Source organism: Armatimonadota bacterium, from assembly GCA_016223145.1.
GTDB lineage: Bacteria > Armatimonadota > Fimbriimonadia > Fimbriimonadales > Fimbriimonadaceae > Nitrosymbiomonas.
The window spans coordinates 1-25,466 of record JACRPN010000012.1 but is presented as its reverse complement, the minus strand read 5'-3'; the positions used below and the strand labels follow the sequence as shown (position 1 = coordinate 25,466).

The following is a 25,466-nucleotide window of genomic DNA, read 5'->3' as shown; positions in this document are numbered from 1 at the left end:
CGATTTCACATTTCTGCTGATTGAACCGGGCACTGGAGAATTTTGTATAGATTCCTTCACCGAGGGTCCGGATACAGACTTCCCAAATGGCCGGCAAGCCTTTGTCCGCGGGCAGCGAGCCCCTCCCTGCTCTGAGCTCGCCTTCGACATACTGATGCTATGAAGTACCGCGAACTTGGAACCTCGGGCGTCAAGGTGTCGGAGATCAGCCTCGGCTGCTGGACCATGGGCGGCCTGAACTGGGTCAACGGCAACCCCAACGGCTGGGCCAACGTCGACGAGGACGAAATCACGCAGGCGATCAAGGTGGCCGTGGACCGTGGCGTCAACCACTTCGATAATGCCGACGTCTACGGCAACGGCCGCGCCGAACAGATGCTCAGGCGGGTGCTCGATCGGCTTGGCCTGAAATCCACCGATTTCGTCATCGCCACAAAAATCGGCTGGTTCCCCGGCACGGCGGAGCATGCTTACGAGCCCGCGCACATCCGGCACCAGTGCGAGCAGTCGCTCATCAACTTGGGGCGTGACCACATCGACATCTACTACTTCCACCACGGCGACTTTGGCGAGAACTGGAAGTACCTGGACGGCGCCATCGAGGTGATGAACCGCCTGGTCGATGAGGGAAAGGTCCGGCTGAAAGGGCAATCGGCCTATTCCGAGGACCACTTCGAGCACATCGTCCCTAAGCTCAAACCCTCGGTCCTGCAAAGCTGGGCCCACGCCTTGGACGATCACTTTGTGCGTCCCGGCTCGCGGGTCAGCAACCTGATGCAAGAGCGCGGGATTTCGTTTGTCGCTTTCAGCCCGCTCGCGCAGGCGAGGCTGCTCGACAAGTACGACGCCTCGACACCGCCCCAGTTCGAGCCTGGAGATCACCGCTTGAACTCAAGAGCCTTCTCCGCCGAGGCGCTCTCGGAGCTCAAGCCAAAGCTCGCAAGGCTGAAGGCCCGCTTCGGTGAAAAGACCGAAGACCTCGCGGCGATCGCGCTCAACTACATCCTCGCCCAGCCCAGCGTGGCCTGCGTCATCCCGGGGTTCAGGAACGAACGTCAAGTGGCCTGCAACCTGACGGCGGATGGCAGGGAGCTGACTTCGGACGACCTGGCGTTCATCTGTGAGGCGTTGAGATAGCCGGTCCTTTGGGGCGGTGAACGAAAACCCCGGTCCCGAACCTCCACCCTCCACGCGATAACCGTAGGGTTAGCTGCCTCCTCTTCCCGCCGGGGAGAGGTCCCTGAGCGCTAACGAACCGGGTGAAGGGATCAACATGGCCCCACTTAGGGGGTATGGCCTCCATCCCTTCCTCCCACCCATCGGGCACCGGGAAGGCCCGTGAACGAGGAAGGCGCACAAGCAAATAGAGGCGGACGGCAAGCCGCCCGCCTCACTCGTTCATGCAGGTCCGCAATGATCGCGGGACTTGCCCGCGCTCCCGCGTGAAACGAAACTAGTGGATGCCTGGGAAGCCCCAGCCTCCGCCGTTCAGATAGTCATAGAACCAGCTGTAGTGGTTCATATTGCGTCGGTCGACCCAAATGTTCTTGAACCACTTGATCGCGCCCTTGGTCATGGTCTTGGCGTGGCCATCCATGTAGGCCATTGGGGCGTTGCGGTTGAAGCGATAGCGGGCGTGCGCCGCGCACTCCCAACCGCCGCTCCACCAGCTCGGGCAGTCGTTGTCGAACATGGGGTGATAGACCGTGGTTCCAGGAGTGTACGCCTCGACGCCGTCGCGGTAGACCGTGTTGGGGTCGCCGGCGGTCGTGCAGATCGGGCCGATCCACATCTGCTGCCAGTCGTGGAAGAACGGGTAGTTCCAGCCCGCTGCCGGGTCGTTGGCGCCCTTCTCCATCATCATGATCTTGTCGGCGGGCGCGTCCAGGAAGTTGTACGGCACGCCGGGGTTGGCGGGCGTGTCGACTCCCGGATATCCGGCCCAAGACTCGTAGTAGTTGGACACGAACAGCGACATGTGAACGCCGTAGCTGAAAGAGCCAGAGCTCGGACCGTCTTGATAGCCAACGGGGTTGCCGGGGCTGCGATACAGACCATCGGAGGCATGATTCTGGAGGATCCCGGAGTTCGTGTTGGGCAGGTTCTTGCCGCTCTTGATGTAGGGATCGACCATGGTGGCCCAGCTGATATAGCGGTCGCCACTGTCGTATTCCGACATCGGGATCACGTCGTCGTAGTCGCCCATATACATAATCACCGCCATCGCCAACTGCTTGATGTTGGAGAGGGACTGCGTCTTTTTGGCGGCGCTCTTAGCCTGAGCGAACACGGGGAACAGGATGGCGGCCAAGATCGCGATGATCGCGATCACGACCAGCAGCTCGATGAGAGTAAAGCCGCGAAGGAAGCGGCGCTTGTGTGGGTGTGTTAGGGTCATTTCAACTCCTCCAAACACGCAAAAGCTCGTGGCTCCGCGGTTCGGGTCCGTGAATCAATCTCCCGGGACATGGGGAATGCCCGGAGAAAACTCCAAGGTGTCTTTGATCGGATGCTTCTTCGCATGACGATTCTCCGGCTCAGACGCTACTTGCCTGGGTTGCTGCCTCGATCTTTGGGGTTCGATCCCGGAGGACCGCCCGGCGTGATCCGAAGGGCACGCTTCATGGCGTCCTTCTGTTCCGGCGTCATGGTCTTGTCGTTATCGATCATCTGCTCCCGCTGCTTCTGGGCTTCCGCCACGGTGTCGGGGGTCGCGTTGTTGGTGTCCTTGTCGCAGGCCGCGGCAAAAACGCCGACGGCAAGTGCGAGAGCGACTTTGAGGAGCATGGTACTGCGCATGTCGATCCTGACTCACCTCTCTATAGAAGTTCAACACGAGTATAGCATAGGTTTTTGGCGGTGCAAAGAGATCAGGAAGATTTTCCAGGGAACGGATGGGACCTCGGTGGAGCGATGGATTCCCTAAGTACCATCGAGCACTCGAGGGTGATAGGGTCTGGCCTCATTCCGCGGACCTGGTCGATGAGCGACTCGGCTGCTCGCCGCCCGATTTCGCTGATCGGCAGGCGCACCGTCGTGAGCGCCGGCCGCACAAATCCGGAGAGCCGAAAGTCCCCAAATCCGAAAACGCTGATGTCCTCTGGCACCCGGACTCCCAGCTCGTGCGCCGCCCGCAAAAAGCCAATCGCCGCGAGGTCGCTGACCGACATCACCGCCGTGGGAAGCTCGTCTTTCGAGAGAAGCTCCTTGCCGCGCGCGTAACCGCTCTCCTCGTAAAAGCCACCTTCCATGACCAGCAGCGAATCGGAGGGAATCCCTGAATCGCGCAGCGCGCGGCGCACGCCTTTGCCCCGTTCCTTGGCGTCGAGATTCCAGGGGGGCCCGGCAAGATACGCAAAGGATCGGTGCCCAAGCTGAACCAGTTGTCTGGCCGCAAGATAGGCAGCGCCTTGGTTGTCTGCCGTCACGCTTGGAACTCGCCGCGAACCTCCGTAGTGGTTGATCGCTACCACCAAGACACCTTTGTCCCAAAGCTCATGAGCGTCGTCCAGATCCTCCTCGTCCACTAGAACGCAGGCCACGGCGCTCACGTGCAGTTCGCGGAATCGGAAGATCTCAAGCAGCGGCTCAGACCGGTCGGCCAGATGTACCTGATAGCCCAACTGCTCCGCCTTTTCCACAAACCCGGAAACCAGCGGCGGGAAGTAAAACGGGTCCAGACTGTGCCAGTTTGCCGCCAAGAGCAGACCAATGGCCGGGCGCACGTCCGGCTGTTCCGGCTCAACGACATAGGTGCCCCGACCCCTGATGCGGCGCAATTGCCCCGTGCGCACCAACTGGCTGATCGCGCTGCGGACGGTCATGTACGCGACGCCGTACTCTTCGGCAATCAGTGGTTCGCTGGGCAGACGGTCTCCGGGCAGCCATTCCCCGCGGTCGATGCGGGCGGCGAGTTGCTCGTGGAGTCGGAGATACTTGGGTTGCGCTCTTGCCATGACTGAATCGAAATCCCGATGGTCTGCGGGCAAAAGCGCCTGCGGCCAGCGCTTAGGTCCGAACTGGTCCAACCGACAAGTTGATTATACACGCGATGCACCGCTTCTACATAGAAGTTGTGTCACTCTAGTAGCGAAACCATGGTTGTGCTTGCGGCGCTTTCCATTCTCTTCACCGGGCAAGGGTCCTGCTTTCTGCCGAGGCCGGCAACGGCGCGCCCGCTGCCAGGTGCCTTCATCCTCGACCGCCGAACGAGCCTCGTCGCAGACCCTGGCCTGGCGAACGAGGCTTCGCTGCTTAGGCATTGGATCGGCAAGCCCGCCAAACTGCCCTTGCCCGGCAAGCGGGCCAAAGGCTCTCGCAGCATTCGTCTGATTCTCGACAAGCGGCTTTCGACGCTCGGCTCCGAGGGCTATCGGCTGCACGTTGATCCAAGTGGGATCCGAATTGAGTCCTCGACACCTGCGGGGGTCCATTGCGGAGTTCAGACTCTGCGGCAGATGCTCCCGCATTCCTCCTTTGGCTCGGCCAAACCAAGGGGCCGCCAGTGGAAACTCCCCTGCCTGACGCTCGAAGACAGGCCCCGATTCGCCTGGCGCGGCGCCCACCTCGACGTCGCCCGGCACTTTTTCCCAAAACCCAAGATTCTCAGGTTCATCGACCTTCTCGCGATGCACAAGATGAACGTGCTTCACCTGCACCTGACCGACGATCAGGGCTGGCGGCTCGAGATTAAGCGCTATCCAAAGCTCACCGAGATCGGAAGCAAGCGCAGGGACACCCAAGTCAACGATGCGCCCGACGAGTTCTCAGGGAAGCCGCATTCTGGCTTCTATACACAGAGCGACCTTCGTGAAATCGTCAAGTACGCCGCCCAAAGGCACGTGACGGTGCTCCCCGAGATTGAAATGCCCGGCCACTCCCAGGCCGCCATCGCGGCCTATCCGGAACTGGGGAATACCGGCATCCCACTCGAAGTGGCCACGGGTTGGGGCACGCACGTCGACGTCCTGAACGTGGAAGACTCGACGGTCCGCTTCATGCAGAACGTCCTAGACGAAGTCCTGGCGATCTTCCCTTCCCGCTACATTCACATCGGCGGAGACGAGGCGCCCAAGGGCCAATGGAAGGCCAGCGAGCGGGCGCAAGCCAAGATGATGAGCCTTGGCCTCAAAAACGAAGAAGAGCTTCAGGCGTGGTTCATCTCGCAGATGGACCGCTATCTGGCCTCTAAGGGGCGAAAGCTCATCGGCTGGGACGAGATTCTGGAGGGCTTTCTCGCGCAGGGAGCCACGGTAATGAGCTGGCGTGGCGAGGCCGGGGGGATCGAAGCGGCTCGCCAGGGCCACGACGTGATCATGTCTCCCGCAGCCTTCTGCTACTTCGACCAAGCCCAGACCAGTGACCCGAAACTGGAGCTCAAGCGCCCCTGGGGCAAGCTCGGCCTCGAGCGGCTTTGGTCCTATGAGCCGGTCCCGAATCAGCTTGAGCCTGACTTGAAGCATCATGTCTTGGGAGCTCAGAGCGCCCTATGGACCGAGGCGATCCCAACCTGGGACATCGCCGAGTATCAGCTCTTCCCGAGGCTCAGCGTGTTCAGCGAAGTGGTTTGGTCCGAAATGGAGCGACCCACCTATGCTAAGTTCCTGCCAAGGCTCAAAGCCCACGTCGCACGGCTGGACGCCATGGGGGTACGCCACCATCCCATAGACCCTCCAGCTCCGCCCAAACTGGGAAGCTGGTCGCCCGAGACCTTTGGGGAGTCCTGCAGAACGGTCGATTGGCCCGCTAAGTCCTTCGATCGTGTGCCTGGAATCTACGAGGTTCTGCTCGAATACGCCTATGGCGATTGCCGGCTGGACATCCAGTCGGTGCAACTGGTCGTGAATGGCCGCGTCGTTGCTGAAGACGTTCACGATGGGTCTACAGGCAGTGTCAACAAGGGCAATCGCTACAGGCTGAAGGTGGCCAAGCTCCCGCCCATAGCCCACGTTTCTCTCCGCATTACGGCCCGCACAGACGGCGGCACCGACTCCTACGGCGACATCCGGGTCCGGCGCGTGGGCAACTGGTAGCGGCCCCTTAGGTTCGAGGCTTGATCTTGAGGATTGCCGACTTTCCCTTGCGGATCGTCAGGTTCATCCACCCGCCGGTTTCTCGCACCGTGATCTCCTTGCCATCGACCGATGCGGATGCAACCGCGACATTTGTCGGGACCTGCAGCCTGCAGACGGGCGTCTCAGCCAGAGACTTGATGCCCACTTGGCTCAGAACGCCCCCGGACCACACCATCGAGACCTCAAAGCCGCCCCTTGCCCTCAATCCCTCGACCGCGCCTTCGGGCCAGGCGTTTGGCAGAGCCGGCAGCAGGGCGAGCCCGCCCTCGTGGCTTTGCAGCAGCATCTCGGCGATCCCCGCGCATCCCCCAAAGTTTCCGTCGATCTGGAACGGCGGATGGTTGTCGAAGAGGTTGGGCAAGGTGGAATGCGCAAAGAGCGCGGTGAGGTTTTCGTGGGCCTTCTCAGCATCTCTCAAACGCGCCCAAAAGTTGACGATCCAGGCACGGCTCCAACCGGTGTGGCCTCCCCCGTGCGAGAGCCGATATTCCAGGGACTTGCGGACGGCGGCGGCCAATTCAGGGGTTCCCTTCAGGGAGATCTGGCGGCCCGGATGGAGCCCAAAGAGGTGGGACATGTGCCTGTGCCCCGGCTCCGGCTCATCATAGTCTTCGACCCATTCCTGGAGCCTTCCAGTCTTGGGACTGATCTGCAGTGGGGCAAGCTGCCGCAGCGCCGACAAAAGTTCCTTTCGGAGGTCTTTGTCGAACCCAGCACGGTTCTTGGCGAGCTCGTCGATCGCTTTAATGCAGTTTGTGAAAAGGTCGTGGGCGATCTCAAGGTCCATGGTCGCGGCGTAGGTGAACATCGAGGTCGTCCCATCGGGCTTCCGGAACCCGTTCTCTGGCGAATGGGACGGATTGGTCACCAGCTTGCCCGCAACCGGGCTGTCAGCGGGCGCAGGAACCAGGAAGTCGAGCAAGAAGAGCGCCGCGCCTCGCATAAGCGGATAGCCCTGGTCCTTCAGGAACTTGCGGTCCCGTGTGAACTGAAAGTGCTCCCAAGGGTGCTGCGCGAGCCAGGCCGCACCCACCGGCCACACACCCCAGACCCCGTCGGCGGGCGTCGCGAAGCCCCACACATCCGTCAGGTGGTGGACCACCCAACCCCTCGCGCCATACATGCGCTTAGCGACGTCGGCTCCAGGTTTGGCGATCTCGTTCATCAGGTCGAAGAGGGGGGTGTGGCACTCCGAGAGATTCGCGACTTCGGCGGGCCAGTAGTTCATCTGAAGATTGATGTTGGTGTGGTAGTCCGCGTTCCAAGGCGCCTTCATGTCTTGGCACCAGAGCCCCTGGAGGTTCGCGGGCATATCGCCCGGCCTGGACGAGCACATCATCAGGTAGCGCCCGTACTGAAAATAGAGCGCCGCCAGCGCGGGATCGTCTCGGCCTTTTTGAACCTCGGCAAGCCGAACGTCAGTCGGAATCCGGTCCTCTTGGTGGGCGCCAAGGTCCAGCCGGACCCGGCGGAAGAGCCGCTGGTGCTCGATGACGTGGTCGGAAAGGAGCTTCCTGTACGGCTTCTTCATCGCCGCATCCAAAGCACTCTGGCAAGCTTCGAGCCGATCTCGGGTGAGCGGTTTTGCGGGGTTTTTGAGGTTGTAGTCACTCTCGGAGGTCAGATAGAGCGTGGCCGCCTGAGCCCCCTGCACGAGCAGCCGGCTTCCATCCACTTGAACCGCGCCGCCTTCGACCGTTGCCCTGAGCAAGGCATCAAACCTCACGCCGCGATCTCCTGCGCGCCCTGAGAGGTGAAGGCCATCGGAGCCGTGCGCCGTGGTCTTCGCATTGGCAGAGCGCTCCAGCAAGACCTCAAGGTTCAAGGGTCCGGCGGCGACCGAGCGAAGCTGCACGACGATCACATCGTCAGCTGCTGACGCAAAGGCTGTCCGCGTCAGGAGACCCTGACGATAGGAGCACGTCGACGTGGCAAGGGCAGAATCGAGGTCCAGGGAGCGCTCATAGGTCGGCGATGATGAAGCTTCCGGTATACGAATCTTGAGGTCGCCCAAGGTCTGGTAGGACTCGATGGTGGGGGGCACGCCCATCATGTCTGATCCCGCAAGCTTCGCGGCTTCTTCGTTCTTGCCGGCAAAGATCAGGCGGCGGACTTCGTCGAGCGCGGCCCTGGCCTTGGGGTTCACGCGGTCGCTCGGAGCGCCTTCCCAGATCGTGTCGTCGTTGAGTTGGAGTCGATCCTCTTCGGCGCCGCCGAACACCATCGCTCCAATTCGGCCGTTCCCGATGGGAAGCGCCTCGTTCCAGTTCCTGGCGGGCTGGCGGTACCAGAGGGTGAGCGCACTGCTCTGGATCTGGTGATCGACTGGTGTGGCCATCCCATTTGAGACGAGCATTGCGGCTGCCAAGAAGTGCATGGTCTGAGATTCGGGGCGAGGAGCGGCCTGCCCTTCTGGCCGGGTGGCGGTTAACCGGTTCCCCTCCCCTTTTAACCCACTCACCCTTTCACCTACTCACCGACTCATCCCATCTTCTCCCAGTCTCCCGTCCCCCGAACCTCCTTCCGGTATCATCTGCGCCGGAGAGATGGCAGAGTGGTCGATTGCGGCGGTCTTGAAAACCGTTGGGCGCAAGTCCCGGGGGTTCGAATCCCTCTCTCTCCGCCAGGATATGAACCTATTACTGGCCTTCGGCTGTTGTCAGAGCCTCTCTGCGGACCCGAATGCTGCAGAGAGCAGCGGGCAAAGAGGCCCGACCGTATGGCCGGGCCCCCTCGGTTCCTCCTCCCTGATGAACCGCGCCGCGCCCTCTACGGCACGATTCTCACGGTGTCGATGCCGATGATTTGCACGCCTTGAGGGTGTTCGGTCGTCGGGCGCGTCATGGCCGTCAGCACCGCTTCGGTGTCGCCCTGGGAGAGTTGGATGCCCACGGTGCTTATCTGCACCACCATGTCCCGCAGCCCGTCTCCGTCCACGTCGGTCAGCGAGTACTGGTAAGTGCCGTTGCCGCGCACCTTGATGCCGGAGTCCGCCAGCAGCACCGACGCCGGGTCGATGGTCGTCGCGTCGAACGTCTCCGAGGAGTAGATCACCACCGGGATCACGCCGTTCGAGCCTAGGTTGATGCTGTTGACCGTGGAGGCCGGCTTGATGTCGATCTCCACCGGGTAGCCCCTTGTCTCCGCCACGGCGAAGGGAGACAGGCTCGTCACCGTGCCGTAGACGTACTGCGCATCCACGCTGGTGGTCACGTCCACCCACGCCCCGTTCTCGAAGTGGAGGATCCTGGGGTTGGTCAGCCCCGTGTAGGGCAGCCGCACCTGGATGCTCCCCGAGTAGGTGGCTGTGGTCTGGATCTCGTAGTAGGTTGCGCCCTGAACAGCGAAGTTCGCCGGAAGCACCGGCGGCACGCCGATCAGGGTCTGCACCGTGGTGTTGCCGGCCGTCGTGACCGCGTCGAACGTGAGCGTCGCGTCTCCGGCGGCAAGCGCCGTGACCGCCAGGCCGACGTCGGTGTTCTGGACGTACTCGTAGGCGCCGATGTCGAGAAGCTGCGGGCCTCCGACGGGCGACCACACGCGCACGTTGCCGTCCATGTCGTAGGGCCAGGGCTCGGTGGTGTTCCCGTCCTTGTCCAGGTCGAAGATGTCGGGCGGGAGCAGTGACGCATTGCCCGCATCAATGCACGGCGAGCCGAGCTGCAACCGAAAGTCGCCGTTGGCGGGGTCTACGAAGAGGGGATTGGCCGATTCCAGAAGGCAGTTCTGGACCAGCGGGTCCCAGTACTCGTAACTGTGTGTACCGTCCGTGTAGTCTGCCTTTCGAGAAATGCTCAGGCCTTGGTTGCCCCAGAATGCACAGTTTGCGATCACAGGCTGGGGGTAGGTGTTGGTGTCCCAGTGGGTCAGGGCTTCGCTGTACACGGCGCCAGTAAGCGTCGCGCCGTTTCCTGCGAACGTGCAGTTCTGGAGGACGGCAATTCCCAAGCTCACGGCGCTTCCATAGTCGGCCGCGTTGCCAGTGAATGTGCAGTTCATGGCCTTTCCATACCCGCCCAGAGCGAGGGCTCCACCCGATCCGCCGGCACCCGAATACGGGCTCGCCGCAACGTTATTGCTGAACGTGGAATCCGCAATGACCGCATTTCCGGAAATCGCGCCGCCCTGCCAAGCAGTGTTCGCTTCGAAGTAGCATCCCGAGATCTGAACCCCGAGGCTATCGACACCAGTGCTGCGCGCGTAGATTGCGCCGCCAACCCAGCCGGCGTTGTTACGGAACAAGCATCCGTTGATCTTGCCAGAACCGAACACTGTAACTGCTGCATCGGTCATCGGCCCGGGCGACTCGGCACGGTTGTCAATGAACTCGCAATTGGAGATTTCAGCGAGCGTCCCAAATGTGCAAACAGCCGTTCCTGTCAGTCTCATGCCATACCGCTCCTCGTTGCCAATAAAGGTCGAAGCAGTAATCCTACAGGAACCGCCAACCGCCACGACGCACCCCGATAGAGTATCGATTCCCGAATAGGGGTAGCGTCCTCCAACCGAGTTGTTCTCAAACCGGCACCGGTTGACGGAGACATCGGATCGGATTGCAGCTATTGCGCCGTACGAAGTCGGATATCCGCCTTTGACTCCAAGATCGGAGAAAGCACAATCCGTAACCGTGAGCTTTTGTTCTTCCACCAGGATTGCGCCTACGTACCCGTTCCTGAAGCCTATGCCAGAAATGGACACGTCAATTGTGTTTGGAAGAACTGTACCGACGCCCCAGAAGTTGCCAACGAAGAAGCCAAAGTTGAAGTACTCGGAAGTTGCGCTATCCGTGAAATCCACGATGCACTTGGTCGGGTCGTTTGAGGCCGACCGGATCGTGAGGCTTTTGTCAAGCACGATGGTGCCAGTACCGTCGTCCGCAAAGTGTGTGCCGTTCGCAAGGACGATCCTGTCGCCAGGCTGAGCTGCTGCGACAGCCGCGTGAATGGTGGGGTATTGCTGGGGCACCTTCAGGTTCGCGGCCTGCGCTGAGCCGGTTAGCCCCCAGGCGGTGACGAGGAGCGCCGCGACCAGACGGGCCGCCGCTGACAAGTGGTTTCGATTAGCGTTCATGGTGTGTGCTTCCTCCTCGGCGCTTCCTCGGGCCACGGCCGACCGGCGCGCCGGATGTTGTTTCAGGTCCCTCTCGCTGTGTGAATTCGTTTGAGAAAGAGCGCGGGCCGGCCCTTTCCGGCCCGCGCTTCGATTGGCCGCGCTCCTCGCTACGGTTGTCGTCTCCAGGCGGGCTGGTTGCCCGTCGAGCTGAGGCTCGTGGCAGTCCCTCCGGCTGCGGGGATCGTCGCGATCACCCGGCTGCTGCCGATCACGGTGCTGAACGCCACCTTCGAGCCATCAGGGCTGAAGGCGGGGAACTCGTCCTGAACCGTCGGCGAGTTCGTGAGCTGCAGACGGTATGTCGGATCGTCCAGGTCGATCACGAAAATGTCTGAAACCAGGCTCGAAGAGCGAGAGGCTTCGACGACGAGCTTGTTACCGGTCCGCGACGCCGAAACGCTGTCGAACAGCCAGGGGTCGCCTCCTTGGGACTCCAAGAAGAACGGGCTGACAGCCACGCCGTACACGCAGTTGGTTCGGCTCTGCTCGATCAAGAGCCCGCCGAGCGTCGAATAGTGCACGCCGACGATGTCGCCGGACCAGAAGCTGTTGTCTCCCGAAATCGTCGTGTAGAAGATCGTCGAGCCATCGCCGCTAAAGGAAGGCGACATACACGCGCCGTTTACGGACGAGCAGGGCCCGACCACCCGGAGTTCCGTCCCTGCCAGATCGGTGAGCATCACCGAGTAATCGCCGTCGTTGGGCTGGACGTCCGTGTAGGCGATCCGCTCGACGCCGTCGGGCATCAGCGCCCAATCCACTTGAGCGTTGTAGGCGTAGCCGCCCGAAACGAAGAACTGGTTGATCGGGCGCACCTTGTAGAGGCCCGAACCGTCCTTGTTCATGACGTAGAGGCCCATACCTTGCGGGGCGCCAGAGCCGGCGAGGAACGCGATCCTCTGGCCGTTCGGCGAGAAGGCGGGCCGGCCGACCGTGTAGCTGGTAAGGAGCGTCGGGCACTGCCCGTCCGCGTTGATGGCCTTCAAGAACCCGCCGGAACTGAACGCGATCGCAGGGTCGAACACAGCGGCTTGTGGCGTCGCACTGACCTGGGTCGAGTTGGCGCTCTCACCGTAGGCGTTGACCGCGGAGACCACGTAGTAGTACTTCGTGCCGCCGACCACGTTGGAATCAATGTAGCCCGTGGTCGTCGGGCTCGCGATCACGGCGAAATTCTTGCCCGATACGGTCGAGCGCTTGACCTTGTAGCTGGTCGCGCCGGAACTGACGTTCCAACTGAGCGTGACCTTTAGCTGGCCGGCGGCTGCGGTAAGACCTGTGGGCGTCGGAGGCTTGGTGCCGCCCTTCTGCGCTTCGGCGACAGGGCCAAGGGCGAGCACGGCGCCCAGCAGGGCGGCGCAGAGCCCGAATTCGGCGAGTCGTTGAACGATGGTCTTCATAGTCTTCTTCTCCCTCCGGGTTTGGCCCTCTGGCCAGCCTTTGGGTGCCTCGGACCTTGAAGACTTCGTTCTCGAGCGATTCCCCCCGCGCCGAACCAACAAGCACGAATCCTGGTAAGAAGCTTGGGCAGAACGGCTATCCGCCGAGGCGCTTGAGGCCCTCTACGGCTCTTTGCTCGTTGCGATCGAGTCGGAGAGCTTCCCCGTAAGCTCCCTTCGCAAGATCATTTCTGCCGCCGCGCTCGTAGACGAGCCCGAGGTCCGCCCACCGTATCGCAGAGAACCCCGACCTGCCGAAGGCCGTTCCCCGAAGCGCAGCGGACAGATGCTCCTCGGCCTTCGCCACTTCATTGCGATGGAGGTGGACGGTCCCGAGGATAGCCCGTGCTTCCATCAGGAGCGGATCGAGCTCCGTCGCCGCCTGCGCAAGCCGAAGCGCCTCATCGAGGTCTCCGGACGTCAGAGCAATGGTCAGCGCCAGAATCGCGTGAACCAGGGCGTCCTTGGGGAAGGCCCGAGTGCCCTTTCGAAGGACTTCTACCGACTCGGCGCCATGTCCTGACCGAAGCAGGATGTCTCCAAAGCCTACGAAAGCGAGCGCTTCCCTGCGAGGGTGCGCGATCGCCTTGCGAAAGGCCTCCATCGCTTCCTCGGATCGGCCCAGCATCCAAAGCGACCAAGCCAAGTTGTTGTATGCCCCAGGGAACCTGGGGTTCAGCTCGATTGCTTTTCGACTGTGCTTCTCTGCTTCGGCCCAGCGTCCCATGCCCGAGAAAAGCGCTCCCAGGTTGTCATGCGCGTAGAAGTTGTTAGGCTCGGCGGCAACGGCGGCTTGGAGGGCTTGCTCTTGTTCCTGAACCTTGCCCAACGCGCCAAGAATGACGCCCAGCCGGACGTGGACGAGCGCGTTGCCGGAGTCCAATCGACAGGCTTCCCTCGCGTACCTTTCGGCTTCTGCCGGCCTCCCGGTCTGCCAAAGAAGTAGGCCGAGCATGTCGTACGGGGCCGGGTGGCCAGGGCTTCGCTCGATAGCTCCTCGCAGCAGCTTCTCCGCCTCCTTTACCTGACCTGTCTGCCGTAGCACGTTGCCAAGGTTGCCGAGAACTAGCATGTTGGAAGGCTCAATCTCCAGAGCCGTTCGGAAGCACTCCTCCGCCTCTCGGTAACGCTGGAGATCAAACAGCAGACTTCCTAGACTGTTGACCGCAACGGTCCAACGGGGATAGATCGCGACGGCTCTCCGAAGGTGAGCTTCGGCCTCCTTGAGCTTTCCAGCCTGCATGAGTACGACACCCAAGTTGTTTTCGGGCCCCGCATCGGCCGGATCGATCTCGGTTGCTCTTCTGAAAGCGGTCTCGGCTTCTGCGAGGTTCTTCAAGTCGTGGTGGGCTTCACCCAGCTCAAACCATGCGTGGGCATCAAATGGGTCAATCGAAACGGACCGAGTGAGCACATCGATCCCCTGCTGGGGATCACCCAAGACTGTGAGCACCTCTCCCTTCAGTGCGAGCAACTCGGCGGAGTTTGGGGAAGCATCAAGTAGCTTCTGGACCTCATCGAGCGCTTCCGAGGCTCGGTTCGTGAGGTAGAGGCATTTGATCCACTGCTTCTTCGCTTCGAGCCAGGCTGGGGCAAGGGCAGAAGCCTCCCCGAATTCCTCAGTTGCTCGCCTGAGGTTGCCAATCTTATAGAGCGCACGACCCAAGTTCGCATGGAAGAGGGGAGAAGCCGGGTTACGATCAATCGCCAGTCGATAATAGCGGATTGCCCGCGCCATATCGTCCGAGCTCTCATGGGACACTCCGAGGTTGTTCGCTGCGGCAGCGGATGCGAACTCGTCTACAAGTAGGCCCAGCCCCTGCCTTCCCGCTTCGTTTCTATCCTTGAGCGCCCGCAACGTGGCCGCCCTAAGCGCCGTAGAGTAGCCGCGCGCATTCGAATCGGCGTCAGGGTGCCCAGCGCGAACCTGGACCGTACGTACCAAGACCCGATTCTCGCGCAGGACACCCAAAGTCACTGTGCCTCCGGCTCTTTCGGCAACGGTGAGCCAGGTGGCAAGGTCGCCCCTTACAGGCAGGCCGTTTACGCTGAAAACCTGATCGGTGGGGCGTAGTCCGACGCTGCCAACTGGGCCCTTTGGTTCACGCTTGGAAATACCCACCTTGCTGTTGGCCAGGGCATAAATCTGCCACCCAACGGTGCCAATCGATCCAGCCATCGACTCGAACGACTCCCCATAGGTCATGCGCGAGGTCATTACCCTAATGACATGAGATCCCGACAGCCTGATCGTGCCAACGCTGGAAACTCGTTTTGGCGCGGTCGGCATGGAGTCTTCAGTGGCCCAAATCTCCGTGAGGTCGGTCGCGGTCCTCTCGCCGAGATCATTGAAGAATCTGACTTTGCCCTGCTTGACCTGTAAGGTGGTCTTGTAGTCGGGGCCGTCCTGTTTCTTCGCTAGCCTTTCCACCGTCAGCCCGAACTCCGTGCCCAGCACTTCGGCAGTGGCGGCAGGAGTCTCCACCTTGAAGTGCGCCCCGTCCTCGTGGTGGGTGACCATGGCGTAGAGGCGGCCTTCGGCAAGCGTGATGCTGTCCGGTCTGACAAGCGATGAAGTGACCTTGGCGCCTCCTGCCCTCGGAATCTCGATCTTGGTGTTGAAGTCGAGCCGCAGCACCGTGCCGTCCGTGAACTTCAGTTCCAGCTTGTCCGCGTCCCCGGTCTCGATGGTCGAGCCCATCGCCACCTTCATCCCGGGCCTGGCTGTGATTCCCTTCTTGCTGCCGGGGGCGTAGACTAGAGGCTCGCCCATCACCGAGTCCAGCTTGCCGACTTCCGGCTGTGTGACGGCGACCCGCTGATCTTGCTTCCTGGGACCCGGCTTCGGCACCAGCTTCTTCTCGGGAGGCGTGCCGCCCTTGACCATGGGGCCATCCGGGCGTTTCTCGGGTGCCTTGGGGATGGGAACGGATGTGCCGGACTTCTCATCCTGCTTGACGATCACCGGTTTGTTGAGGGCCGTGTACAACATCCAGCCCACCATCAGGAGCGCCGCCGCGCCGGCAAGTCCCAGCCCCCAGGACCATCGTCGGGCTGCCGGACGCGGCTGTGTCGCTGGCTGCCAAGGCCAGAGGATGCCGTGGGCATGGCCGTTCATCGACGCGGAAGGCTCTCCGTGAAGCTCGATGCGCGCCCTGGTCGTCGATACCACCGTCATCAATATGCGGTCGCGAGACGTCTGAGCGACCGTTTCCCCGCCGTGCCCGTCGAATGCCGACAACATGGCCGGCAGTCTCTTGTCGAACAGCTCCCCGATCGCCCCCTGAGACGCGCCCCTGCCCGCCGACCGCAGGTCGGCCAGCAGGTCCAGAAACGCGCGTCTCAGGTCTTGAACGTTCATATCGCCAACAAACTCAGGCACAACACTCGGAACTCAGCCTCGCCGAGCCACCGCAGCATCTCTTTGCGGGGTTTCTCCTTGGCGCGCTCGAGAAGGCGCTCGACAGCCTTTTCCGAGCGGCCCATGATACGCGCGATCTCGGCGACGGAGAACTCCTCCACGTAGCGCATAGTCATCGCCTCGCGCTGTTCGGGGGTCAGCGTGTCGAGCAGCGCTTGGACCATCTTGACGCGGTCCATCTGGTCTACGATTTGCTCCAGGTTCGCGTCCGGGTCCTGAGCCAAGCGCAAAGCGTTTCTCGAATCGTCGTCAATCCTCACAAGCATCTCCTTGGGGATGCGCTTCTGGCGGCCCTCTCGCGAAAGGAAGTCGCTGATGCGAAGCCTCGCGAGCGAGCAGAGCCAGGTCGTCACCGAGCACGAGCCGTCGTAGGTGAGTCCGATCTCGCAGGCGGTCAGCAGCGTGTCCTGGGCGATCTCTTCCGCGTCCTCGACCGAGCCCCCGATTCGACGCCGGACGAAGCAGAACAGCGGGTCGAGGTGCGCATCCATCACCTCCCGCGTCGCTTCCTCGTCCCCGCGTGCCATGCGATGCACGCGGGTCACGTCTGCCTGCGGCAGCTTCGTCGCCTCAACAATTGCCATAGCTTCGACGCCGGGGTCGTTTGACCACAAGCAACCAGCAGAATCAATCAGCTGATAGCCTTGTTCACTTGTGACGATCGTTAGGATCGCAAGCGTCCGGCTCGCCTTCACCGAGTATAAGACCTCATTCGCGCGAGTTACCCCCCGGAACAACTCAGTGTTTTCACTTAGTGAAGAGTGTGGATGTTGGTCGACGGGACACGGCGTCTCCTTCCGCAGGTCAGAGCCAGGTGCGAATCGTAGTCCGTTTCATCCGTCGCTCTGCCCAGTGCTGGAGTCGTCCTCCAGAGCTTCGTGCGGGGCTGTTTCCAACACTGCGCATCCCATTGCGGGAATCGGTGAGGCTCTGCTATGCACAATCTCTCGTCGCAAGCGCAATGAATCTAAATGATGATTTGCCTGTTGTCAAAGCCTGTTGTCATCGACGCTCATCTACCGGATGCTTGGGAACCTGGGAACCTCGAATCAGGCAGGGCTTGCAGGTTCGCAGGTTCAACGAGGGGAATTCGAATCCCTCTCTCTCCGCCAATTCCCATTGGCAATCGTCGAGCGCCTCCGGCCCAACACATTCCTGGTGCAGCTTTCTCAATAGAGAGTGCTTCGCCATCCCAAGCGATCAGCGCTTCGCGGCGCTCAGCACCGGAGCGCGACGGTGGTCCATCCAGGCCTTCACTGCGCTTAACACATCCCGAACTGCCTCGGACTTGATGGACTTGATTTCGGTCAGCACGGGTTCCAGCCTCTTGTCGTTTTGCCACAGGGAAATCCTGAGGGTAACGCTGTCTCCAGAAACGGTGTACGAGCCCTGGATCTTGTAGGCATCGGGCAATTGGGATCGGTCGCTGAAGACTGCAAACGGGGCTACGTTGCCTGGTCCACGCGTGGCCAGGGCCATCTCGTTCAGCGCTTCTGAAAGGGCATCCGAGAGCTTCATCGTGTCGCCGCCCTCGTCCGGGTTGAAGAGTGTCGGCCTAACGAACACAGGCGAAGGGTCGGTTGCCGGAATCTGTTTTCGCAGTTCGTCATTCAAGAACCCGATCGGAAAGCTGTCGCCGCCGATCACGGAGGGCGATTGACGTGAGCCAAGCCGAGCAGCCATTCTTGGGGTCTCATCCCGCGCAAACTGAAAGAGACGGTCCACGAGCACGGCGTCGGGCGAAGCGTCGTTGCCCAATGGTTGGCTCTTAATTGCCTTGAGGAGGCTTGCGGTCAGGAGCCCGTGGCGATAGGCAGGCGCTTCATAGCTAAAAAGGTCCGATGGACACCCGAGAATCGCGTGCATTCCAGTACGGCTTTGAAAGGCGCTGATCGCTCGCGCTTGACTGGGATCGTCGTTTCGCATGGCCACGACGACGCCTTCTGCCGCGGCGGCGGCGCAAGTGTCCAGAACGATCACCCTCTTCTTAGCCCTGAGGTTGCGTGACCCCATCCAAGAAACCAGTTCATCGCTTGAGATGGCCTGCTGCTTCTGGATGGAGTTTTGGGAGAAATACTCCGGCGTCCCGCCTCGTGCCTCCTGGGTGAGATACAAGTACTTCGCTGGGGTGCCAAGAGCCGTTGCATGGCCCGAAAGGTATACGAGGTACAGGTCCAGGGGATCGGATGCCGCAGCTGCGGCATCCAAGAACGCCTTCTCAAAGTTCGCCTTGCTTGGGGCCAGGACGGTGACTTTGTCTTTTGGCAGACCTTTGGCGGCAGGGTCAGAGCACAACAGCGAGATCTTAATTGGCGCCTTCAGGCCTTCTGCAAGCGCTATGAGGGTTTGCGCAACGGCGATCGCGTCGTCCTCGGCGTAGTTGAGCTTGAGTCTCTCCGAGCTATAGGTCTCAATTCCTCCGACCACGGCGACGATCTTTGCTGGCTTTGAAAGTGCCGACTCCTTTGGAACTGTGGACTCCACCTCGACCGAACGGCTGGCTAGGAAATTCTTTGCGTCGTAGGTGACGACCGAGACACGGGCATCCTTCCTCCCCTCTAGCACTTTGGAGAGGTCGAACGTGTGCTTTGCTCCCGGACCAAACTCCTTGACCTCCATTCCATCGACGAGAACCCTGCTCTTCCCAATCCCGCCGCCCTGGTCCTTTAGGCTGAAGGACACGATCCCCTTGTCCACTTTCAGTTGTTCGACCTTGGGATAGAGCAACACGTCCTCGATCTTCGGCACTGGTCCGAGCTTTTCGCCCTTCCAGATCTTCCGAAGCAGGCCGGGCTCTTGATAGTAAGGCGCGAACTGGGCTAAGTCTATGGGTTCCAGAACCCCTTTCGCTTGGTCTTCATAAACCCAATGCAGGCCCTTTGTGCTTTGAACGTCCGAGCAATCGAATCTGCCCTCAGGGTCGATTACCGCCCAATTGCCATCGTCGAAGGAATACAGAGCACAGATCTGCTTGCCAGTGCTGAGATCCCAGAGTCGGGCGGAGTTGTCGGAACTGACGGTGACCGCGAAGTTACTCCCGTTAGAGAAAGCAACTGCATCGATGCGTCCTGTATGCCCAAGAAACTGGTGCCGCAGCCCCCCCGACTCCAGATCCCAGAGACGCAAGACGCCATCCAGTCCACCTGTTAATGCCAAGGCGCCATCGGGAGAGATTGCAGAGGAGAATACGATGTCAGGATTTGCGCTTAAGGTATGGCTCGTCGCTCCCGTCGAGAGGTCCCATATCACAGAGCTTCCCCTGCTTCCACTAATGAGGACACGCTTCCCATCGGGGAAGAACACGCAGGAGAGCACAAGGTTTCTGCCTTGATCTAGGGTCTGAACCTTGGCGCCATTCGTAAGATCGATCAAGTAAGCGGACGTGAGGCTCCCAACAATGGCCTTCGTTCCATCTGGAGAGAACGCAACTGCACTGGCCCACGACTTGAGCCCGTCGATCTTCAGCAACTCCTTGCCTGAGGCGAGGTCCCATAGGCCCACGGACTTTTCCCAATAACCCGTAAGTGCCTTGGTTCCGTCCGGTGACACAGCAACCTTGACGACACCGCGATCGCCGACTGCCAGCTCTCGAATCACCTCTCCAGTGTCTATGTTCCAGACCTTGGATGGACCTCGTGCATAGCCGGCAAGAACTTGCCTGGCCTGGGGAAGAATGGCAATGGATGGGATTGCCTCACCCCGCAAACCGCGTCTGGGCAGTTCCATTCCGGCTCCGAAGTCCCAAAGATGGAAGTAGCCCTCGGTGCCTCCCGTTACGACTTGCTTGCCGCCATCTGCCACGGCAACGGAACTCACGCCCTCGCAGTAGCCTCTCAAGGCCTTTACCTCTGCTCCGGTCTGGGTCGACCAGATTCGGACTGTCTTGTCATAACCGCCCGTAGCAGCTTGTGTTCCGCCGGGCAAAAACATCCCGCAGGTAACGCCCCTGTTGTTGGTTGAAAACCTGGTGATCTCCTTGCCCGTTGCGACCGACCACACTCTTGCAGTTCCATCCGCACAACCTGTCAGCACCTTCGTTCCGTCATCGGAAAAGGACACCGAAGTAACCATCTGAGTGTGTGCTGCGAGCCTCCAGACGATCTTCTTCGCGACCAGATCCCATAGCAATGCGGTCTTGTCCCAATTGCCGGTTAGGGCCAGTTTTCCGTTCGGGGAGAACGCGACGACCGTGGATAGGCCCCTGTGCCCATCGAGTTTGAAGAGCTCCTCTCCAGTCTTCAAGTCCCAAAAGTGGGCTGGACCGCTAACGCTGCCTGTTAGTGCCTTCGTGCCATCCAGGGAGAGCGCGACCGAGTGCACTGCATCATTGGGGACATCAAGCACCATTAGTTCCTTGGCCGTTTCAAGATCCCATAGAATGGCTGTCCCGCGAAGTCCATTTGCCAAGCAGCGCTTGCCATCCGGCGACACTGAGATGACTTTGCCGGCGCCTCCCTTGAGCGTGATCCTACTGATCTCCTTGCCTGTTTTTAAGCTCCATCTGCGGATGGTCCCGTCATCACACGCTGTGACGGCGATTGTCTTATTCGATGCGAAGGCAACCGACCACACCTGGCCTGTGTGCCCAACGAGCTTCAGCACTTCGCTCTCGGATTCAAGGTCCCAGAGCCTGACGATAGAATCTGTGCTCCCGGTTAACACCCGCTTGCCGTCCCGGGACACGTCTAGGGCTATTACAATCTGCATATCGGAAACGAGGAGACGCAGTTCCTGTTCTGGCTTGGGATGTGCAGTCTGTTTCGCCGCTGTCGGCGAGCCACCGAGCGGCGACAGCGCGGCAATGGCCAGACCAATCTTCAGAACATGTCTTCGTATCAAGTCCCTATTTTCTCCTCGTCACCAGAGTCAAATCCGAGACGGCAAAGCTTGCTCCCGCATCGAACTCCACATCGGGACCTTTCGACCGGCCATCACGGATGCCAAGAAGCAGGTCCTGCAGTCCGTGCTTGTCACCCTTCGTGTTCGGGCGCTCGCTTGCTTCGTAAGCAACGCCAGTGAGGTCTATGTACTTCTCACTCGCGATCAGTTTGAAAACCTCTCGGTCCACCTTGTTTGGAGTCAAGTAGTGCCCCGCGTTACGCAGGAATGCGATTCTGCGCGGCTTCCCATCGCCCTCGATCTGGATATCGAACACGCCGCGCGCAGGGTCCGGATACACCCTAATGCTCCCATCGACGAGCAAGTAAAGTAACGCCACATGAAGGGGTTTGAAGGAGCGGTTTTCGCAAACCACGTAGGCTTCATCGCCCTCCAAGAGCGTCTCGACGCCCCCAGGCTCTGCACTGCTTGGGAGAATGAGATCCGGGCCGACGACCTCACCCGTCTCGACTCTGGGCATTCCCGGCTTCACCCGCACCAGCCGTACCTTGACCCTTGGGGCATTGGGGCCAGATGCGAGCCGGGTCAACTCCTGCCAGCGCCACTCGGCAAGCAGCCGAGCCGTGATGGCTTCCAAATCTGCTGAATCCTCGAGCAGCGTCATGCCAGTCGAGCGCTGCCAGACCTTTTTGCCGCCCACGGAAGCCAAGGCGACGTCGCCTTTGCCTTCCGTGGTCTCTGCCCGAACGAAAGGCAGGTTGGCAATCGCCTCAAACCTCGGGTCGCTTTTGGCAAGCGAAACGGCAAGGGGCCGCAACGGCAGAGCAATTTCTTTGGGCATGGCCCTGGCGCTGACCATCTTTGCCGCCTCCAGTGGTGGGCCAGTGAAACGGACCACCGTAGCCTGGGACTCGAACATCCCTACGCTCCCGGGGATGATCTTTACTTCAGCGATGCGGTTTGCAGGGGCATCAACGTTGGAGCCGGGCTTGAAAAGCGTGTAGGTCGAACCTTCGGTCACTCCTCGCAGCTTCCCCGATGCGAACGTCAGCGTGATCGGGTTGGTCCCGGTGGCCTTAGTGGCCAAAAGATAGGGCCGGGAGGCGATGGGCTTCCCGTCGCCGAAGATCGGCGTGTCGATCGGGCCCTCAACCTGGGGCCATTGCGCAGGCATTTTGCCCGTGACCCTCGGCTGAACCCACTCGTGGATCGAACGGTAAGTCACCTCGTCCAAGGCCGGGGCATTTGACGCTGCGGCAGTCGGAATCGCCGCTTCCGTAAGGGCTTGGCAGAGGAAGTAGGTCATGACGCTGCCTTCAGCCTTGTCGTCCATCATGTAGGAGAACTGGCCGCTCTCACAGCCGGAAACGAACACGACTCCTTTCGGGAGGCCCTCTTCCGTGCTCCATCCGCTTTGTTCGCCGTCTTGCGACCCTTGAGGCGTGGCCAAGGGACCGTGGGCCGAAGGATCGGCACCGAGTTCCGGTGGCCTTGGGGGATCGAATGCGTCGCTCCACGCTCTGCCCTTCTGCTCGGCGAATCCCTTGGCACCCGTGCCCGAATGACAGCTGTCCAGAATTACAGTGATGCTGCTTTTGCCACCGGTGGCGGCGGAGAGTTCGCGAAGCAGCGCGTTCAGATCGTCGTCGCGAAGGTACATCTCGTTCAGGCGCTCGGCATCGGGTTTGCTCTGACCTGCAGCGGACACCCAGGTCACCAAGCACTCATCCTTGTCGTCGGGCTCCGCGTCACGGCCCGGCTCTCCATCTTTCTGGTTCCAGACCTGGTGCCCGTGGCCGGTGTAATAGAACACAAAAGATGAGCCTGGAGCCGCCTTCTTCGCGTTCTCGATCAGTTGGGACCGGAACGCTTTCTTGATTTCCTCCTGAGTCGCCTGCGAATTCTCGAGGACCAGGAGGTTTTGAAACCCATAGCTCTCCTCCAGAACGCGCCTTAGGTGGACCAGATCGGGACCCGTGTTGAGGCTCCTCCAACCGTCCTTTGGGTTCGTGCCCTTGGAATAGTCGCTGATCCCGACGAGGAGCGCGTAGCGGTTTGCGACGGGCGCATTTTCGGCGGAGCCGCCAAACAGGCTCACTCCGGCCGTGATCGCGGCAGCAACCGCCAAGAGGCAGGTTTTCGTCATCGAAGCGACACCTTGGATGCGGTTGGATTCGGAGCCCACAGCTCTTTTCCTGCCTGAGCAAGTACGGTCTTGCATAGCTCGGCGAGCTTGTCCTTTGAACCGGCCACGCTGAACTCCTTCACCGTCTTGCGGGACTTCTGGCCGTCTGCACCCGTCACATAGGCCTGCACGAACACCTTGAGCGAGACGACCCCGTCCTTTTCTAAATACTCACCTCGCAAGACGTGGGCGGTCGGGTGGTCGCGGACCGTGGGCCAGTAGATCATGCCGTAGGCCCCTTCGGCGCTGGCTTTGGTTAGGGCCTCATCCATGGCAAAAGAAAGCCTCAGGGGGTCCTCGCGTTCCGCATTCTCAAAGTCCCGCATCAGGACCACCTTTTTGGGCTGTTCCAAGGTGATCTTCCCCGCGTCCGACTTTGAGAGTTGCCCAACCGGAAACGACTGGGCTCTCGCCGCCGGCTTGAGCTCCGGTTTCTGGCTGCCGCTGAGCTGAAGCTGTTGGATCAGTTCTCCCACGCGCTGCTCGCTGTAGCTGAGCCATGGCAAAACCTCGAGCTGGTAGCTTCCCTCCGGCGTGAGTTTCAGCACCTGGGGATCCACTTTGTTCAAAGGCTCCAGGAGGCTATACGTGAGTAGTCCTTGACGCACGTTGGTCGCCTCATAGCTGACCGAGCTTGCAGCGCATCCCGCCAGGACATAGACGCCCGCATGGTCCTTGAGCCGCTCCCACGCGCGCTTGATGTCCGATCCCACATCCTGCCCTTTGGTCAAGTCGGGAGCGGCCGCGCCCGACGCGCAGGTGTCCAGGATCAGGACCTTCTTGTTGGCGGGGATAGCAGCCAGCAAATCGGCGAGCTCCTTGCCCGAGATGGCAAGCTGGGACCGGGTTTCAGGTCGGTCGAGGTTGGCAAGACCCGATTCCTTGGTCAGATAGTAGTAGTCCGAGTCCTCGCCGGCTCGGGCAACGCCATGGCCCGAAAGGTAGAGCACGACCGTGTCCGTGGCGCTTGCCTTCGACTTCAGGGCAGTGAGCAATGAACGAATGTTCTCATTGCTGGCTTCCTCATAGCCGGTGACGGCCTTTCCGGTGGCGAGGATCGTGGTCTCTACGCGGTCTGCGCCGAGAAGATTGGTTGAGGCAAACGTGAGCGCTTTGGCGAAGTCGACGGCGTCTTTGGCGGCGTATTTGAGGTCGAGGGCCTCACCCTCATAGTCCGAGCACCCGGCAGCCACGATAAAGAGCTTGGGGGGACCGCCTTTGGTTGCGGGAGCTGGGACCTCTACCTCGACCCCTCGACTGGAGAGCGAGTTGGCGCCGTTATAGGCGAAGACCTCCAGTTTGTTGCTTTGGCCTTTGGCGAGGTCGTCCTTCGGGATAAGGCGCTTGGAATAGGGCCTGAGATCGAGGTCGAGGGTGTGCTTCTTGACTCCCGGCGGCGCCTTGCCTTCAAAGATCTGCGATCCGTTCAGGAAGACCTTGTATGCGCCGATCCCTCCGCCGGCTTGCTCGGCGATCTCCACGTGGGCGCTTTGGTGGTTTGAACTGAGTGTGGCTTTCGCCGTTGGGAAGAGCTTAACGGACTTGATGTCCGGCACCTGCCGGGGCTTCTCTGGGCTGAAGCCTAGCTTCTTTGCCAGAAGACCGGGATCGTAGTAGAGGTCTTTGAACTGGCTGAGCTCGATGGGTTCGAGGATGTGGTTCTTGGGGTCGGAATACACCCAATGAAGGCCCTGAATGTCGCCTCCGTTGCTGGCGTCGTAGCGGCCATCGGGGTCCACGACGGCCCAGGTGCCGTCGGTGAAGGAGATTAGGGAACAGAGTTGCTTACCCGTAACTGAGTCCCAAATGCGGCTGGTCTGGTCCCAGGACGAAGTCAGGATTCGCCTTCCGTCGGCCGAATAGACAGCGGAGCTGACAAAGTGGGAGTGGCCCTCCAGCATCATCAGCTCTCTGCCCGTTCCTGCATCCCAGACTCGGGCGGTATGGTCCCAGGACGATGTTAGGATTCGCCTTCCGTCGGCCGAATAGACAGCGGAAAAGACGCGCCCGGAGTGGCCCTCTAGCTTCATCAGCTCTCTGCCCGTTCCTGCATCCCAGACTCGGGCGGTCTTGTCCCGGGACGAAGTTAGGATTCGCCTTCCGTCAGCCGAATAGACAGCGGAATTGACATCGTCGGAGTGGCCCTCTAGCTTCATCAGCTCTCTGCCCGTTCCTGCATCCCAGACTCGGGCGGTCTTGTCCCAGGACGAAGTCAGGATTCGCCTTCCGTCGGCCGAATAGACAGCTGAAGGGACGCCCCAGGAGTGGCCCTCTAGCTTCATCAGCTCTCTGCCCGTCCCGGCATCCCAGACTCGGGCGGTATGGTCCCAGGCCGAAGTCAGGATTCGCCTTCCGTCAGCCGAATAAACAGCGGAACTTACCGAAAACGCATGACC

13 protein-coding genes and 1 tRNA gene are annotated in these 25,466 nt (G+C 60.8%); 3 read left to right on the top strand and 11 right to left on the bottom strand.

Annotated features, from left to right (window positions below):
• The first annotated feature begins 159 nt into the window (after positions 1 to 159).
• Positions 160 to 1,137 carry an aldo/keto reductase gene (locus HZC36_10335; GenBank protein MBI5707371.1) on the top strand — a complete coding sequence of 326 codons (978 nt, stop codon included), beginning with the start codon at positions 160 to 162 and terminating at the stop codon, positions 1,135 to 1,137.
• A gap of 316 nt (positions 1,138 to 1,453) precedes the next feature.
• Here HZC36_10335 and HZC36_10330 read toward each other — a convergent pair whose 3' ends face one another.
• The 3 genes from HZC36_10330 to HZC36_10320 form a co-directional block, all read right to left on the bottom strand.
• Entirely contained in the window at positions 1,454 to 2,398 is a 945-nt protein-coding gene (locus HZC36_10330) for a prepilin-type N-terminal cleavage/methylation domain-containing protein (protein MBI5707370.1), read from the bottom strand.
• A 146-nt stretch (positions 2,399 to 2,544) separates the two neighbouring features.
• Positions 2,545 to 2,799, bottom strand: a complete 255-nt coding sequence (locus HZC36_10325) for a hypothetical protein (protein ID MBI5707369.1) — start codon at positions 2,797 to 2,799, stop codon at positions 2,545 to 2,547.
• A gap of 71 nt (positions 2,800 to 2,870) precedes the next feature.
• Positions 2,871 to 3,956 (bottom strand): GntR family transcriptional regulator, encoded by a 1,086-nt coding sequence (locus tag HZC36_10320; GenBank protein MBI5707368.1) that lies wholly within the window; start codon positions 3,954 to 3,956, stop codon positions 2,871 to 2,873.
• A 141-nt stretch (positions 3,957 to 4,097) separates the two neighbouring features.
• On the opposite strand from HZC36_10320, the gene HZC36_10315 reads away from it, so the two are divergent.
• Positions 4,098 to 6,032, top strand: coding sequence for a beta-N-acetylhexosaminidase (locus HZC36_10315; GenBank protein MBI5707367.1), 1,935 nt, complete (start codon positions 4,098 to 4,100; stop codon positions 6,030 to 6,032).
• 7 nt (positions 6,033 to 6,039) lie between these two features.
• On the opposite strand, the gene HZC36_10310 is transcribed toward HZC36_10315, so the two are convergent.
• A complete protein-coding gene (locus HZC36_10310; protein MBI5707366.1) occupies positions 6,040 to 8,451 on the bottom strand; it encodes a glycoside hydrolase family 95 protein in 2,412 nt (803 codons plus the stop codon).
• Between the two features lie 163 nt (positions 8,452 to 8,614).
• On the opposite strand from HZC36_10310, the gene HZC36_10305 reads away from it, so the two are divergent.
• A tRNA-Ser gene (locus tag HZC36_10305) sits at positions 8,615 to 8,700 on the top strand.
• A 143-nt stretch (positions 8,701 to 8,843) separates the two neighbouring features.
• On the opposite strand, the gene HZC36_10300 is transcribed toward HZC36_10305, so the two are convergent.
• The 7 genes from HZC36_10300 to HZC36_10270 all read right to left on the bottom strand — a co-directional run.
• Positions 8,844 to 11,144 (bottom strand): hypothetical protein, encoded by a 2,301-nt coding sequence (locus HZC36_10300; GenBank protein MBI5707365.1) that lies wholly within the window; start codon positions 11,142 to 11,144, stop codon positions 8,844 to 8,846.
• A gap of 149 nt (positions 11,145 to 11,293) precedes the next feature.
• A complete protein-coding gene (locus HZC36_10295; GenBank protein ID MBI5707364.1) occupies positions 11,294 to 12,586 on the bottom strand; it encodes a PD40 domain-containing protein in 1,293 nt (430 codons plus the stop codon).
• Positions 12,587 to 12,722: 136 nt separating this feature from the next.
• Positions 12,723 to 15,986, bottom strand: a complete 3,264-nt coding sequence (locus HZC36_10290) for a tetratricopeptide repeat protein (GenBank protein ID MBI5707363.1) — start codon at positions 15,984 to 15,986, stop codon at positions 12,723 to 12,725.
• Positions 15,983 to 16,630 carry an RNA polymerase sigma factor gene (locus tag HZC36_10285; protein MBI5707362.1) on the bottom strand — a complete coding sequence of 216 codons (648 nt, stop codon included), beginning with the start codon at positions 16,628 to 16,630 and terminating at the stop codon, positions 15,983 to 15,985. The genes HZC36_10290 and HZC36_10285 overlap by 4 nt, the downstream gene beginning before the upstream one ends.
• A 616-nt stretch (positions 16,631 to 17,246) precedes the next feature.
• Positions 17,247 to 20,885 carry a caspase family protein gene (locus tag HZC36_10280; protein ID MBI5707361.1) on the bottom strand — a complete coding sequence of 1,213 codons (3,639 nt, stop codon included), beginning with the start codon at positions 20,883 to 20,885 and terminating at the stop codon, positions 17,247 to 17,249.
• 4 nt (positions 20,886 to 20,889) lie between these two features.
• Positions 20,890 to 23,031, bottom strand: coding sequence for a caspase family protein (locus tag HZC36_10275; GenBank protein ID MBI5707360.1), 2,142 nt, complete (start codon positions 23,029 to 23,031; stop codon positions 20,890 to 20,892).
• The coding region (locus HZC36_10270) for a caspase family protein (GenBank protein ID MBI5707359.1) at positions 23,028 to 25,466 on the bottom strand (2,439 nt) is incomplete at its 5' end. The genes HZC36_10270 and HZC36_10275, both read right to left, overlap by 4 nt.